The organism is Weissella muntiaci, assembly GCF_008107635.1.
GTDB lineage: Bacteria > Bacillota > Bacilli > Lactobacillales > Lactobacillaceae > Weissella > Weissella muntiaci.
The window spans coordinates 1-13,392 of the sequence record NZ_SDGZ01000016.1 but is presented as its reverse complement, the minus strand read 5'-3'; the positions used below and the strand labels follow the sequence as shown (position 1 = coordinate 13,392).

Sequence of the window (13,392 nt, the reverse complement as noted above, 5' to 3'; positions counted from 1 at the left end):
ATGTACAAAAAAAGACCTGTTTCAAGATCGAAGCAGGTCTTTTAATAACTAGCATTCTTACTTTTCAGAAATCGCAGCGATTCCTGGCAAAGTCTTACCTTCAAGATACTCCAATGAAGCACCACCACCAGTTGAGATGTGGCTCAAACGATCAGCAACCCCAAGTTGTTGTACAGCAGCAGTTGAATCACCACCACCAACAATCGTTGTTGCACCGTTCTCTTCGGTAACCTTAACAAGCTCTTCACCAATTGCCAAAGTTCCCTTGGCAAAGTTCTCCATTTCGAATACACCCATTGGGCCATTCCAAACAACCGTCTTTGCGTCAGCTAAAATTGACTTGAACAACTCGATTGACTTAGGTCCAATATCAAGACCCATGTAACCGTCCTTGATACCGTCTTCGGCAACATATGTGTCAGCATCATTGGCAAACTTATCAGCAGCTAAAGCATCAACAGGCAAGACCAGCTTATCACCAGCTTCTTCAATCAATTGCTTAGCCAATTCAACCTTATCAGCCTCGAACAATGAGTTTCCAATACTTTGACCGTTGGCAACATCGAAAGTGTAGGCCATTCCGCCACCAACGATAACCTTATCAGCCTTCTTCAAAAGATTCTCAATAATCGTAATCTTATCAGAAACCTTTGCTCCACCAATAATTGCTACGAATGGACGCTCTGGTGCTTCAACAGCTCCACCAAGGAACTTGATTTCCTTCTCCATCAAGAATCCAGCAGCAGTTTGGCTGATGTTAGCAGCGATTCCAGCATTTGATGCGTGGGCACGGTGAGCAGTTCCAAAGGCATCATTTACAAAGACATCACCCAATGAAGCCCAGTAAGCACCCAAAGCTGGATCATTCTTTGACTCGCGCTTAACTTCTTCACCGTTAACAACGTCGGCAAAACGCGTGTTTTCGAAGATCAAAACTTGACCGTCTTCAAGACCAGCAATTGCTTCCTCAAGTTCTGGTCCTTCAATTGCAGGAACAAAAGTCACAGGTTGACCAAGCAAATCAGCCAAGCGTTGCGCAACAGGCTTCATTGACAAACCAGCCTTGTCATCTTCGCTCTTGATCCGACCCAAGTGTGAGAACAAAATGGCACGACCACCTTGCTCCAAGACATACTTGATTGTTGGCAATGCTGCCACAATCCGGTTGTCATTTGATACTTCAACTTCACCGTTCTCTTCTTTCAAAGGAACATTGAAGTCAACTCGCATCAAAACTTTCTTACCCTTTAATTCCAAATCTTCTACTGTTAGCTTAGCCATGTATGAAGCTCCTTTTCAAATGTATTGTTAAAAACAAAACAGGTGGCAGGTTTTTACACCGACCACCTGTTTGTGTCATCTATTAGACTATCTTGATAGTGCTAACCGATTACAAAGTTGCCAAGTGCAACAAAGTACGGATCATGTTTGAAGTGAAACCGTACTCGTTATCATACCAAGCAGCAGTTTGAACTAATTGATTGTCACCAACAGTGATAACCTTAGTCAAAGTTGGGTCGTAGACAGCACCGTGTGTGTCTCCGATAATGTCTGATGAAACAATTTCATCAGCATTCCAACCAAATGAATCGTTAACATACTTCTTAACAGCATCGTTAACTTCTTCAGCAGTAACCTTCTTTGCCAATACAGTTGTTAATTCAGTAATTGAACCGTCAACAACACCAACACGTTGGGCGTGACCATCCAACTTACCTTCAACTGAAGGAACTACCATACCGATAGCCTTCGCTGCACCAGTTGAGTGAGGAATAGTATTTGCAGATGCAGTACGGTTAGAACGCATCTTAGAACCGCGTGGTCCATCCAAGATCATTTGAGTTGAAGTGAAGGCGTGAACAGTTGTCATCAAACCAACTTCAATTCCAAATTCCTTGTCCAAGGCGTTAGCCAATGGAGCCAATGATTGCGTCGTGCAAGAACCAGCAGAAACAATGTTATCATCAGATGACAAAGTGTCTTGGTTAACACCGTAAACAACCGTTGGGATCTTACCAGCTGGTGCTGAGATCAAAACCTTCTTGGCCCCGGCATCAATGTGTGCTTGTGACTTTTCGGCTGAAGTGTAGAATCCAGTAGATTCCAAAACAACTTCAACACCATCATTAGCAACCCACTTCAAATCTGCTGCATTACGCTCAGCGTAAACAGTATAGTGCTTGCCATCGACGATGATTCCAGTCTCATCAGCAGAAACTTCGTTCTTCAACGTCCCATGAGTTGAATCATACTTCAACAAGTATGCCAACATTGAAGGGTTCGTCAAATCGTTAATCGCAACAACTTCGATGTCACTTGCAGAGTCTTGCAACTCCAAAATGCGACGGAAAGCCAAACGACCAATACGGCCAAAACCGTTGATACCAACCTTAACAGTCATTATTAAGATTCCTCCCAGATATTCTATAAACAATTTACCCTTAATATTATACGACTTTGTTTAACATTGCGCAAATAAAGCCCTACCAATAGTCACGGGTAATCAGACGACTAAATCAACCGTCAAAAACATTCTCAACACTCTTTTGACACTTACTATTATACACTGATTTAGCTTAACTGTTACCTAAGACATAAATACCTACTCAACACTCGAAATTGCTGCACTAATTGCGGCAAAATCGTAGCACGAACCAGCATCAGTGAATTTATAAGTTTCCTCAACTTGTAAAAGTTTATCTAGTTTCAACATTACCTTTAATTGATGCTGTAGTGCTTTATTATGAATGAGCAAAGCTAGCGTATCAAAGTAAGCCCTTTTTTCTGCTAATACAGCATCAATATACCAATTACCAAAGACTTCCACAGAAGCTGAATCGTCAGGTGGTGTCAATTGGTCCATTGCCTTTTCATATACATCCGATAACGGTACAACGAGGTTTTTGAGGGTGGGCGGTAAATTTTGGATCATTTCCCCCAACTCCATAATTTCCTTTTTCATTCGGTATGATAAGAAGGCAACATCCTTAAAAGTAGTGATCCCCACTGGTTGGATCATCGCACGAATATTATCTGCCATTATATTTCTAATTCCCCTGCTAAATTTTCTAATTCTACACCATGATACTCGGCAATCATTAGCTAAAATAGGAGACTTTGTGTCTAATTTATGAAGTTTACTTATGTAATACGAAACTTAAAGCGGAGTCCGAGCCAATCCCTACTGCCCGCATAATTAAATAACGTATAATTCGTGCTGTACCACGTGAAAAACGTCGAATATTCTGAGGTGTCAATAGCAGTAGGAAGGATACCAGTCCTATAACAGCCATCCAAGCAATAAATGTGAATGCCACCGACCCTAAAACAAATAATTGATCAAAATTTGACATGTTATCTTCCTCCGTTAAGTTTAAGTAATTTATATATCGCATTTCTTCTAACAAAAACTAGTATAAATTAATTATAAACTAATTTCAACAAATTATTAGGTTTATCTTGAAAAATATTAGGCAAGCCTTTACAATAAAGGAGAAATGTACGAAATAATGAAAGTGGTGGAGACTATGTCGACTTCAGAAGGAAAAATAACAATGGGGCGTAACATCAAGCGCTTGATAAAAAAACAAGGAATTACAGCCGCTCAACTTGCTGAGATTCTAGGAGTTTCAACTGCAACCGTTTCTGATTGGTCAAATGGTAAAACTTATCCTCGAATTGCCAAAATCGAGCATATGGCTGAATATTTTGGCGTTCAGAAAGCAGACCTTGTCGAGGACCCTCAGACGATCTCAGCATCTGCATCTGATGAACCAATCCTGATGGCCGCGCACTGGGGAATTGATATTTCCTCACTTCCTGATGAAGACCGTCGCCGGGTCATCGACCGCGCTAAAGCCTATGTCGAAGGCTTAATTGCTAACTACGAGGATATTAATGCATAACGATCAATATGATGATTTACTCATTCGTGTCGAAGATGATTTGACCGAGCGCCATCTTAATCCGGTCATCATTGATAACGTCGACCTATATAAAAACTCCAGTTTAGAAGGAGTTACTTTTATTAAGGATGGACGTGTCTTTATCTTCATCGAGCGTTCACTAGACACTTTCAATAAAGCTACTACCCTTGTTGAAGAATACTTTCATGCTATCTCCGACTTTGGTGATCATCTAGATTACAGCGGACAGACAGCTCAAAATGATGAAATTAATGCCCGCGAAGACGTCATTGGCTATATGACTTCCGAACAGGAAATTCTCCGAGTTGCTCGGCGCTTTGATGATCAACCCTTTGCCGCTTGGATGTTGGCTGAATATTTCGGTTACCCTCAAGATTTCGCTGAGGAAACAATTACTTACTATCAACGTAAGGGTATTATTAAATAAAAAACAGTGATTATCGCTTTGATAATCACTGTTTTTTTCGTTAAACTTAACAATTAACTTTCTCCGGATTGTTAAGTTATTCCGTAAATAACAAAGAAGCCGCGGATTCAATATTACAAACTCAAAATAAAACCTCGTAACACCTATTTCAAAGGTAATTACGAGGTTACAGATATGCGCCCGGGGGGAATCGAACCCTCATCTCCAGAACCGGAATCTAACGTGATATCCATTACACTACGGGCGCATCAACTGTATAATTATAGCACCGATAGCGACGCGTCTGCAAGCTAATTTACCACTTTGGCGCTCCCATTTGTGTAGTCAATGGCAACTCCAGGTTGGACATTTGGCACAAAAACATTAAAATTCAAAGTGCCATCCGTTGACTTCGCCTGGATATGACTACCAGCCGGCACTAGATCATCACCGTCATAGACTGGTGTAACTTGATAACGTAATCGTTTATTTTGGTCTAAAGCCTTTCGTACCAGTCCTTCATAGTAATTTTGGCCCGTATTGTTCACATCGCCATTCGAAGCTTGGTTTGCCCAAGCTGTCTGGGTCGTGATGTTTTGGATATTAGCTTCTGAAGCATCAAAACCAGATACACTTCCAGCAATTGCATAGCCGATTGAATGACCTCGATTGTATAAATACTGATAACGCCCGCCAATTTTTAATTGTTGCCAGCCAACTGGCTCAATTTTACTGGCATTACCGGTTGTCACCCGATTTTTGTACTGCCGAGCTGATTTAGTCAGCAAAGCATTTGCAACACCCGGCCGTTGCAGATTATCAACCGGGCTTAAATTTACATACATTGCTGACGAGACATTTGGATCCAAGTCACTATCATCATTATTCAAAATGAAGGCGCCCGTTCCGTTGAAATGGACTGCGTTAGCCGCTAGGTTAGCCTTGACTGTATCCGTTAAGACGGAACCCGCAAGTGACTCATTTGGATGAACATCATCAACATGCCCATAATCTACGGCCCCAGTGTTTACCACACTGTTACTCTCTGTACTCACGGTTGAACTACTGCTACCAACACTAGTAGTTGCACTCTGTTGTGTAGTAGCTTTTTTTGAATCGCCTGGTTGATTGTCCTGAAAGAACCATGCAATCACTGCCACTAATACCAAAAACGTGATTGTACTAGCATAAGACGCCTGCTTTCCACGTTTACGCTGTTTACGTCGCTTTGCCATTTCCCATACTCCATTTATTTTAGTCAATTCATACGATACCACATCTTTTAGTTGGTGTTAAGTTATTACTAACTTAATTAGGTTATTACTACAAAAAAGCCGGGATTCTTAGAATCCCAGCTTAATTAACACAGTTATTTTATTCTACTTTCGCTTAAAAGCACTTGTAAACGTACCAAGGAATGATGGTGCGCGTACCACCCGTTCATCACCCAGTTGGTTACGGAATAGGCTTAATATCTTTCCTGCATTTTTTGATGAAAAACGAATTTTAACCTGATTTTGCAAAACGATGTAAAATTGACGTCGGACCTTTCCCGAACGCGAAATATCACCCTCAACTCTTAAAATCGAATTCCACGGAAAGGTCATATTATCAGCAACATTCCGATCAGAGAAAAATTCCATCCCCTTATCGCCCATCATCAATTGCCCATACTTTGGAAAGCCGAGATAAGCGACTGTTTCAGTTGTAAAATCTGCACGTGTATTGATCGACTCTACCATTTGCGTACCTCTACTCTATATCATTCTTGTCTAATCTTATTTTACCAAAAAGCCACCAAATCTAATATCAATTTGGTGGCCATTATGATAATTATTGAAAATAATTAAGCTTACATCAAACCTGCCCAGTGAAGCAAAATTCCAAGAATGAACATTCCAATGATGATAATCAATGGCGTGTTACGGCTCTTGAACTTACGCAACAACCAGATAACAAGGAATGTTAGCAACAAGGCTGAAAGACCTGGTAGCAAAGTATTCAAGTTATCTTGTAGGTAAGTCACCTTTGTTGATGACATGAAAACACCAGATTGTTTAATGGCACCAGTAGAGTCTTGTGAGAACAAAGTTGTAATTGCTGATTGAACACCCTTTGTTCCTGATGGTAGGCTGTTCCAGTCAAGATATGCTCCCTTAGACAATGGAATCTTTGAAACAACTGCATTTGGACCAGTCCAGCTAATCGAAACCCAACGTTGAATCAAGGCCCCTAGCACGAACATACCTAGAATTGAGGCACCCTTCGTAACTTGTTGCAACATTCCACCACCAAGGTCGCTTGTAATTGCAGTTCCTTGCTTGTAACCAAATTCTTGTGAATACCACAAGAACGAGATACGGATTGCATTCCAAGCAATAAAGAATACTAATGGGGCGATAATTGATCCACCAGTTGCAAGTGAAGCTGCAATGGCTCCAATAATCGGACGAATTGTGAACCAGAAGACGGGATCTCCGATACCAGCAAGTGGTCCCATCATTCCGACCTTCACACCTTGAATGGCAGCATTATCGATTTGAGTACCATTTGCACGCTCTTCTTCAAGCGCCAAAGTAACTCCAAGGATTGGTGACGCCAAGTATGGATGTGTGTTAAAGAACTCCATGTGACGTTGCAAAGCTAGTTTTGCCTCTTCAGAACCAGGCTTGTACAACTTCTTCAAAGCAGGCATCAATGAGAATGCCCAACCAACGTTTTGCATACGCTCATAGTTCCATGAACCTTGCAAGAACATTGAGCTCATCATAACCTTAAAACGGGTCCCCTTAGAAAGGGTAACTTTATTAGTAGTATTTTCCATTTTAGTTAAACTCCTTCCTAGTATTCGTTTAGGATATCACCAATTGGATCGCCGGCTGACTTACCACCGCCACCATTTGATGAACCTGAATTGTTATTTTGCAATGCCAAGTAAACCAAAGCAATCACAACTCCGATAATTCCGATTGCAATCAAAGTCAATTCAGAGATTGGTGCAATTGCGAAACCAAGGAAGAAGAAAGGCCACAATTCGCGGGTCGCCATCAAGTTGATAACCATTCCGTAACCAACAACAACGACCATTCCACCACCAACTGCCAAACCACCAGTGATAACTGCTGGAATTGAGTTCAAGGCGTTCATAACAACTTGTTGAGGCACGATTAGCAATAATCCGGCTGGGATTGCAATACGCAACCCTTGCATAACTAGGGCAACAATATGCCAGAAAGCCACACCGTTATATGAACCCTTTTCGGCCTGCGCATCAGCCAAGTGAACAATACCAACGGACAAGAAACGAACCAATGTCGTCAAAACAAGTCCGGCAGTTGCCAAAAGAATGGCAGCTGGAATAATAATTCCTGTAATATGGCTTAGCGAGAAGTTACCTGACTGAACCATCAAGATGGCTGAGGCAACTGAAGCCAGCGCGGCATCGGGAGCAACTGCGGCTCCGACATTTGCCCAACCAAGGGCAATCATTTGTAGACTTCCACCAAGGATAACTCCTGCGGCCAAATGCCCGGTTGCAAGTCCAATCAAAGAACTGGCGATGATTGGTTGGTGAAGTTGCCATTGGTCCAAGATACCTTCAAGTCCGGCTAAGAACGCGAAGACGAGGACGAAAAACACTGAGATAGCACTCATTTTAGAAGTTCTCCTTTACTATTGTACGTTAGCTTTTTTGATCAAACCGAATAGATCAGCCTTTGAGTCGTTTGGCACTTTACGGACGTCAAACTTAATGCCCAAATCACGTAGCTTTTCAAATGTCTCAACATCAGTCTTGTCCATCGACAAAACATTATTGACCATTGTCTTACCCTTACTGTGGGCCATTGATCCAACATTGATTGTCTCAATTGGAACACCACCTTCGACGGCTGCCAAAGCATCCTCAGGTGTTTCAAACAGCAAGAAAGCGTGAGTATTTCCAAAACGTGGATCCTTTGCTACTTCAATCATCTTCTTGATTGGAACAACATTGGCCTTAACACCAGATGGTGCAGCTTGTTCGATCAACGTCTTACGCATCTCATCCTTGGCCACATTGTCAGAAACAACAATGATTCGATCGGCCTTTGAATCAGGTGTCCATGCTGTTGCAACTTGCCCATGTAAGAGACGTGTGTCAACACGGACAAGATTGATCTTAATCTTACCATCACCAATAACAGTTCCCTCTGGGATCGCTTCACTAGGTCCATCATCGATTGTTACACTAGTAGCTTCGTCAGCTGGTTCCAAAGTCTCAGGCAAAACGCGAATTCCACCCTTAGCTTCTTTGATGATATTAGCGGCAACTTGTTCTACACCAGCTGCTGCATCCATCATCCGTTCAGTATAAGCTTGAATCAACATTGGCAAATTAAGTCCCGTGATAATCGCAATCTTGCGATCAGGATTCTCATTCAATACTGCACTGGCTTGATTGAATGGTGACCCACTCCACAAATCAGCAAGGACCAAAACTTCATCCTCAGCATCAAACTTAGCAATTGCATCCTCAAACTTGGCATGTAGCTCAGCTGGTCCTTCATTAGGCATGAAAGTCACAATTTCAACTTTTTCCTGATCACCAAAAATCATTGAACCTGATTGATGGATGCCTTTAGCGAACTCACCGTGGCTCGCAATAATAATTCCAAAACTCAACTTCTCTACCTCCTTTTATGAAAAAAATAGTAAAAATGCACCGCTCATACCAATAATTTTCATGAAAATATATCCATATCTCAAAATAAATTGTCTGAAACAAAAATTATCTTTCATCAAGCAATTTCGATCATAAATACTAACACTCTTCACATATCATTTATTTTATGAGCCATAAATATAATACCTTAAATATTTCTATAAGTAAACGTTTTCATGAAATTCAATTGTAACATTGGTATATTTCACTAGATTGTTCTGAAATCCTAAAAAGAGTACTTTCATTTCGTTTCACCATTGAATTTGTATAGGTGAGATTGATTAATCTAAATATTTTATTAAATTTTTTATTTCTTCCTATATAAAATGTGTACCCATCGTTCTTATTCTTTTCACAAACTATTCAATTTGTTTTGAAACAACCACACTGAATTATTAATCTGACTTTTTTTAATCTTGCGAATATTCAAGTCTGTTATACTTTTACTTAGGAAATTAGGAGCTTTAACAATGCAAAAAAATAGCACGCTATCGCGAAATACATATCTACAGTTCACCATTCTTTTTCTAATAATCATCTTATTCGTCTTCTCAGCATATTTTTTTACAGGTTCAACTTTAATTTGGAATGCTGATGGAATTACCCAACACTACCCAGCTTTGCTCAGCTGGCGCGAAACACTTCGACAACTCATCTTTAATCACACTTTACCTGCTCAGTGGAGTTGGCAAATCGGTTTGGGCGCTGATTACCTTCAAACATTTTCATACTATACGATTGGCGATATCTTTACCTATCCGGTCGCTTTCCTTCCGGTCAGTGCAGTGCCGATTTTCTACAGCCTTATGATCATTGTTCGACTCTATCTTGCAGGAATTAGCTTTATTTGGGCCAGCACAAAACTGGGTACATTCAGTCCACTTGCAAAATCGCTGGGGGCAGTGAGTTATACCTTCTTTGGTTATACTGCATTCGCTGCATTTGAGCATCCATTCTTTTTAAATCCGCTAATCATTTTACCAATTTTAATTGTGGCAGTTAATCGTGCAGTAACAAAGCAACGCTATTCTTTATTGGTTTTGATGACCGCTTGGACCCTATTTAACAACTTCTATTTTGCATTCATGTTAACAATTGCCGCGCTAGTCTACTGGGCCGTCTTATGGATTCAAAATCCAGCGTTCCGCTCAGTAAAACGGTTCTTTAAATTAGCAGTTGCCGTTCTCTGGGGACTTGCATTGAGCGCTTGGCTCTTTCTGCCTGGAATCGTGAGCCTCGCAAACTCTGCACGTTCTGGTAAGTCGATTGCAAACGGACTCCTATTGTACCCTTTCAGTTATTATCTGGCTTTACCTGGTACGTTAATCGGTAACCTAGCTACACCAACTTTTTGGTTCACAGGTGGCTTCAGTATTCTAAGTATATTCGCCCTAATCGTTGTATTTAACCATCACAGATTTGATGGGCATAAGCGCCAATTATTAGTTCTTCTTCTAGTTGCCATGTTCGTCTTTCCAATCTTTGCGGCGATCATGAACGGTGGCTCTTCTCCATCAAATCGCTGGTCATTTTTACTCAATTTCCCCCTCGGGCTAGCATTAAGTTACCTAATCGATCATCGCCAGATAATCGATCGTCGGGACATTCGTTATAGCATCATTTTTTCGCTGATCGCGTGCCTTAGCTTATTCTACATTTCCAAATTTAGTCTACAAAGCTCCTTTGGTCTGGTAATTGCACTGTTAATCATAAGTATTATGACGCTTCATAATCAGCAACGCTGGTATCATTTGATTACATTCTTAGTTGTTGCCAACGCCATTTTAACAATGAACCTAAACCATCAGGATAATTCTGATCCAAGTCAAAGCAAGATGATTACCAAAGCAGCTGTTAATCAATTAACTAAACAGCAAGCCAACTACACTAATTATCAAACTAATCAACGTAGCTACGTTGCTAACCCTCTAAATGATGTCAATGGAATTTCTCCAGCCAGCAATCTTGCAAGCCTAAGCGCAATCCAAAATATCGAGAGTTATTGGTCACTACAAAATGGGTCACTTGGCCTATTGATGAATCAATTAGGAGTAGCTAACAGCAATCCAAATGACGTTGTCAGTAACGCTAATTTAGATAGTAATCTACTAAATATTCTAGGAGTAAATCAAGTCTATCTGAACTCAGACCACAAGTTAGCTAATTTCTCAGCAGATAACCTCGCCCCAGTTAATCGGCAAACTCGCCAAGTTTCAGAGACGGCATACCCGCTCTTCTATGAAACAAAACATCAAATCTCGACCAAAGCGTTTAACGCTCTTGATAGCACGACCAAGGCAGCTACACTGGCTGATACAACTGTCTTGAATTCGCCTATTAAGGCGGATCGATCTAGTTTTGCTAAAACGTTAACAACCGCTAAGATCTCATACAACGATCAAGTACATTATCAAAGTACGAGCCAAATTAACTGGTCTAGTGAACCTACTCTTTTACCAAATGGAATCTTCTTAAAAAAGAATTCGAAATTGGCTGGTACTAATCTGCAACTAGTGATTTCAAACCTAGAGGGCACTCCATTTGGATTCAGCGGCCGCTTTAAGACCGCGTTGGCAACCAATCAATTCAACGCCGCCTTAACAAAGGCTAATCCGTCTCAACCCACTAGCTATCGAAATAATCAAAGTGCGTATACTTGGAACTGGATCAAAAATAATCTTACTAATTTAGATACACAAATCAGTGGCTACACACTTACTGCTGATTATCTTGGAACTTCTGCTAAGTTCACTCAGACAGGGAAAAATAATCTATCATTCTATAATCCACGCACGACCATTGTCTTGAACTTAGGGGCTGCTCGTAATTATCAAAAAGATCAGTTTATTCCACTTAGTTTTGACAAACCTGGTAATTACCGATTTACAGCCAAAATCGTAGCGACGCCAACTGATCATCGGTTTAGAACTGTCGCCACTGCTGCGCAATCTTCTAAACCCAAATTCAAGATTTCTAAGGATCGGATCACGATAACATTAAAGAATGCAGCTGATCATGAGCGTGTCCTTGCTAGCTCGATTCCGTTCAGTGCCGGCTGGCGCAGCGATGATGCTTCCATTATTAAAGTTAACAACGCCTTCATTGGCCTAAAAATTCCGGCCCATCAACGGACCGTTGTAATCACGTACCACACCCCTTACTTAATCTTTGGAATCCTTATTTCTGGGATTGCTACATTCGGGGCGATGTGCTATCTATGCATTAAGAAGTTTAAACATAAATAAAAAGAGCGACTATGATTTTAAAACATAGTCGCTCTTTTTCACTTTGTATTATTAAACCATTCAGGCATTGCAAGCCAATGACCCGTCGTTTGATCTTTGACTTGATAATCAGTCACATCATATAAGGTCAGCCGATCCTCATCACCCAAAGGAGACCAATAACTTTCATCAGCGCGATAAACAACATCAAAATACGAATAGGTTGCTTCTGTTCCCTCAGAGTCCTTAACCTGAAATCCCTCAAGTACGTTAAATGATCGCTCTCGTAAAATTGGTCCAGCCTCACCCAGTTTATTCATTAATGCTTGATAGGCTTCCTCATGGATCGCTGTATGTGCCATTGCTTGTCCCTTTCCGAAATATATTTAAGTACTTTAATCATAACTGTTTTATTGCTACTTGGTAAAGAAAAAGCGATTATCATAATGAAATGATAATCGCTTTTTTTAATCGGGACGACAGGATTCGAACCTGCGACCCCCTGGTCCCAAACCAGGTGCTCTACCAAGCTGAGCTACGTCCCGATAATGCCGTCGGTGGGGGTCGAACCCACACTCCCTTGCGGGAACTGGATTTTGAGTCCAGCGCGTCTGCCTATTCCGCCACAACGGCATAATAATATTGTGTCAAGGGCGGTAGATGGGAATCGAACCCACGCGTGTCGGTACCACAAACCGATGTGTTAACCACTTCACCACTACCGCCATGGCAGGGGTAGAGGGAATCGAACCCCCACCAACGGTTTTGGAGACCGTCGTTCTACCGTTAAACTATACCCCTATCAGGCGACACAATATTAATATATGAGCGGTCACAACGGGGTTCGAACCCGTGATCTCCTGCGTGACAGGCAGGCGTCCTAACCAACTAGACCATGCGACCAATGGACGTTACAGGGATCGAACCTGTGACCCCCTGCTTGTAAGGCAGGTGCTCTCCCAGCTGAGCTAAACGTCCAAATGCATCGCGACGTCCTATCCTCGCAGGAAGAGATCCTCCAACTACTTTCGGCGCTACTGAGCTTAACTTCTGTGTTCGGTATGGGAACAGGTGTATCCTCAGTGCCATCATCACGACACGTTTATGTTTATCTAGAAAGAACTCTTAATCCTC

The 13,392-nt window shown here is 41.4% G+C and carries 13 protein-coding genes, 7 tRNA genes and 1 rRNA gene; 3 read left to right on the top strand and 18 right to left on the bottom strand.

The window, feature by feature from the left end; all coding sequences use genetic code 11:
• Positions 1-57: 57 nt before the first annotated feature.
• From ESZ50_RS07815 to ESZ50_RS07800, 4 genes are all read right to left on the bottom strand, one after another.
• Positions 58-1,281: a phosphoglycerate kinase gene (locus ESZ50_RS07815; protein WP_148623011.1), complete on the bottom strand. Its 1,224-nt coding sequence runs from the start codon at positions 1,279-1,281 to the stop codon at positions 58-60.
• A gap of 109 nt (positions 1,282-1,390) precedes the next feature.
• Positions 1,391-2,401 (bottom strand): type I glyceraldehyde-3-phosphate dehydrogenase, encoded by a 1,011-nt coding sequence (gene gap / locus ESZ50_RS07810; protein ID WP_148623010.1) that lies wholly within the window; start codon positions 2,399-2,401, stop codon positions 1,391-1,393.
• A gap of 201 nt (positions 2,402-2,602) precedes the next feature.
• Positions 2,603-3,040 carry a hypothetical protein gene (locus ESZ50_RS07805; RefSeq protein WP_148623009.1) on the bottom strand — a complete coding sequence of 146 codons (438 nt, stop codon included), beginning with the start codon at positions 3,038-3,040 and terminating at the stop codon, positions 2,603-2,605.
• 97 nt (positions 3,041-3,137) lie between these two features.
• Complete coding sequence (locus ESZ50_RS07800) at positions 3,138-3,353, bottom strand: hypothetical protein (protein ID WP_148623008.1); 216 nt, start codon at positions 3,351-3,353, stop codon at positions 3,138-3,140.
• Between the two features lie 174 nt (positions 3,354-3,527).
• On the opposite strand from ESZ50_RS07800, the gene ESZ50_RS07795 reads away from it, so the two are divergent.
• Together ESZ50_RS07795 and ESZ50_RS07790 are read left to right on the top strand one after the other, a co-directional pair.
• Complete coding sequence (locus tag ESZ50_RS07795; RefSeq protein ID WP_148623007.1) at positions 3,528-3,905, top strand: helix-turn-helix domain-containing protein; 378 nt, start codon at positions 3,528-3,530, stop codon at positions 3,903-3,905.
• Positions 3,898-4,353 carry a hypothetical protein gene (locus tag ESZ50_RS07790; protein ID WP_148623006.1) on the top strand — a complete coding sequence of 152 codons (456 nt, stop codon included), beginning with the start codon at positions 3,898-3,900 and terminating at the stop codon, positions 4,351-4,353. The genes ESZ50_RS07795 and ESZ50_RS07790 overlap by 8 nt, the downstream gene beginning before the upstream one ends.
• A 175-nt stretch (positions 4,354-4,528) precedes the next feature.
• Here ESZ50_RS07790 and ESZ50_RS07785 read toward each other — a convergent pair.
• The 6 genes from ESZ50_RS07785 to ESZ50_RS07760 all read right to left on the bottom strand — a co-directional run bounded on the left by ESZ50_RS07785 (position 4,529) and on the right by ESZ50_RS07760 (position 8,994).
• Positions 4,529-4,600 (bottom strand) — tRNA-Arg (locus tag ESZ50_RS07785).
• A 43-nt stretch (positions 4,601-4,643) separates the two neighbouring features.
• Positions 4,644-5,567, bottom strand: a complete 924-nt coding sequence (locus ESZ50_RS07780) for a DNA/RNA non-specific endonuclease (RefSeq protein ID WP_148623005.1) — start codon at positions 5,565-5,567, stop codon at positions 4,644-4,646.
• A 144-nt stretch (positions 5,568-5,711) separates the two neighbouring features.
• Positions 5,712-6,074, bottom strand: a complete 363-nt coding sequence (locus ESZ50_RS07775; protein WP_148623004.1) for a DUF956 family protein — start codon at positions 6,072-6,074, stop codon at positions 5,712-5,714.
• Positions 6,075-6,184: 110 nt separating this feature from the next.
• Complete coding sequence (locus tag ESZ50_RS07770; protein ID WP_148623003.1) at positions 6,185-7,156, bottom strand: PTS system mannose/fructose/sorbose family transporter subunit IID; 972 nt, start codon at positions 7,154-7,156, stop codon at positions 6,185-6,187.
• A 17-nt stretch (positions 7,157-7,173) separates the two neighbouring features.
• A complete protein-coding gene (locus tag ESZ50_RS07765; RefSeq protein ID WP_148623002.1) occupies positions 7,174-7,986 on the bottom strand; it encodes a mannose/fructose/sorbose family PTS transporter subunit IIC in 813 nt (270 codons plus the stop codon).
• 18 nt (positions 7,987-8,004) lie between these two features.
• Positions 8,005-8,994 carry a PTS sugar transporter subunit IIB gene (locus ESZ50_RS07760; RefSeq protein WP_148623001.1) on the bottom strand — a complete coding sequence of 330 codons (990 nt, stop codon included), beginning with the start codon at positions 8,992-8,994 and terminating at the stop codon, positions 8,005-8,007.
• A gap of 510 nt (positions 8,995-9,504) precedes the next feature.
• Between ESZ50_RS07760 and ESZ50_RS07755 the strand changes: the two genes are divergently transcribed.
• Entirely contained in the window at positions 9,505-12,279 is a 2,775-nt protein-coding gene (locus tag ESZ50_RS07755) for a YfhO family protein (protein WP_148623000.1), read from the top strand.
• Positions 12,280-12,317: 38 nt separating this feature from the next.
• On the opposite strand, the gene ESZ50_RS07750 is transcribed toward ESZ50_RS07755, so the two are convergent.
• From ESZ50_RS07750 to rrf, 8 genes are all read right to left on the bottom strand, one after another.
• Entirely contained in the window at positions 12,318-12,620 is a 303-nt protein-coding gene (locus ESZ50_RS07750; RefSeq protein WP_148622999.1) for a hypothetical protein, read from the bottom strand.
• 109 nt (positions 12,621-12,729) lie between these two features.
• Positions 12,730-12,803, bottom strand: a tRNA-Pro gene (locus ESZ50_RS07745).
• Between the two features lie 4 nt (positions 12,804-12,807).
• Positions 12,808-12,891: transfer RNA gene (locus ESZ50_RS07740), tRNA-Leu, on the bottom strand.
• Positions 12,892-12,910: 19 nt separating this feature from the next.
• Positions 12,911-12,983 (bottom strand) — tRNA-His (locus ESZ50_RS07735).
• Positions 12,984-12,985: 2 nt separating this feature from the next.
• Positions 12,986-13,059, bottom strand: a tRNA-Trp gene (locus ESZ50_RS07730).
• Between the two features lie 28 nt (positions 13,060-13,087).
• A tRNA-Asp gene (locus ESZ50_RS07725) sits at positions 13,088-13,161 on the bottom strand.
• Between the two features lie 2 nt (positions 13,162-13,163).
• Positions 13,164-13,236 (bottom strand) — tRNA-Val (locus ESZ50_RS07720).
• 4 nt (positions 13,237-13,240) lie between these two features.
• Positions 13,241-13,357, bottom strand: a 5S ribosomal RNA gene (gene rrf / locus ESZ50_RS07715).
• Positions 13,358-13,392 lie beyond the last annotated feature (35 nt).

Bases quoted from the DNA above. Each gene is read 5' to 3' on its own strand.
- ESZ50_RS07815 (WP_148623011.1), bottom strand. From the start codon at position 1,281: ATGGCTAAGCTAACAGTAGAAGATTTGGAATTAAAGGGTAAGAAAGTT.
- gap (WP_148623010.1), bottom strand. From the start codon at position 2,401: ATGACTGTTAAGGTTGGTATCAACGGTTTTGGCCGTATTGGTCGTTTG.
- ESZ50_RS07805 (WP_148623009.1), bottom strand. From the start codon at position 3,040: ATGGCAGATAATATTCGTGCGATGATCCAACCAGTGGGGATCACTACT.
- ESZ50_RS07800 (WP_148623008.1), bottom strand. From the start codon at position 3,353: ATGTCAAATTTTGATCAATTATTTGTTTTAGGGTCGGTGGCATTCACA.
- ESZ50_RS07795 (WP_148623007.1), top strand. From the start codon at position 3,528: ATGTCGACTTCAGAAGGAAAAATAACAATGGGGCGTAACATCAAGCGC.
- ESZ50_RS07790 (WP_148623006.1), top strand. From the start codon at position 3,898: ATGCATAACGATCAATATGATGATTTACTCATTCGTGTCGAAGATGAT.
- ESZ50_RS07780 (WP_148623005.1), bottom strand. From the start codon at position 5,567: ATGGCAAAGCGACGTAAACAGCGTAAACGTGGAAAGCAGGCGTCTTAT.
- ESZ50_RS07775 (WP_148623004.1), bottom strand. From the start codon at position 6,074: ATGGTAGAGTCGATCAATACACGTGCAGATTTTACAACTGAAACAGTC.
- ESZ50_RS07770 (WP_148623003.1), bottom strand. From the start codon at position 7,156: ATGGAAAATACTACTAATAAAGTTACCCTTTCTAAGGGGACCCGTTTT.
- ESZ50_RS07765 (WP_148623002.1), bottom strand. From the start codon at position 7,986: ATGAGTGCTATCTCAGTGTTTTTCGTCCTCGTCTTCGCGTTCTTAGCC.
- ESZ50_RS07755 (WP_148623000.1), top strand. From the start codon at position 9,505: ATGCAAAAAAATAGCACGCTATCGCGAAATACATATCTACAGTTCACC.
- ESZ50_RS07750 (WP_148622999.1), bottom strand. From the start codon at position 12,620: ATGGCACATACAGCGATCCATGAGGAAGCCTATCAAGCATTAATGAAT.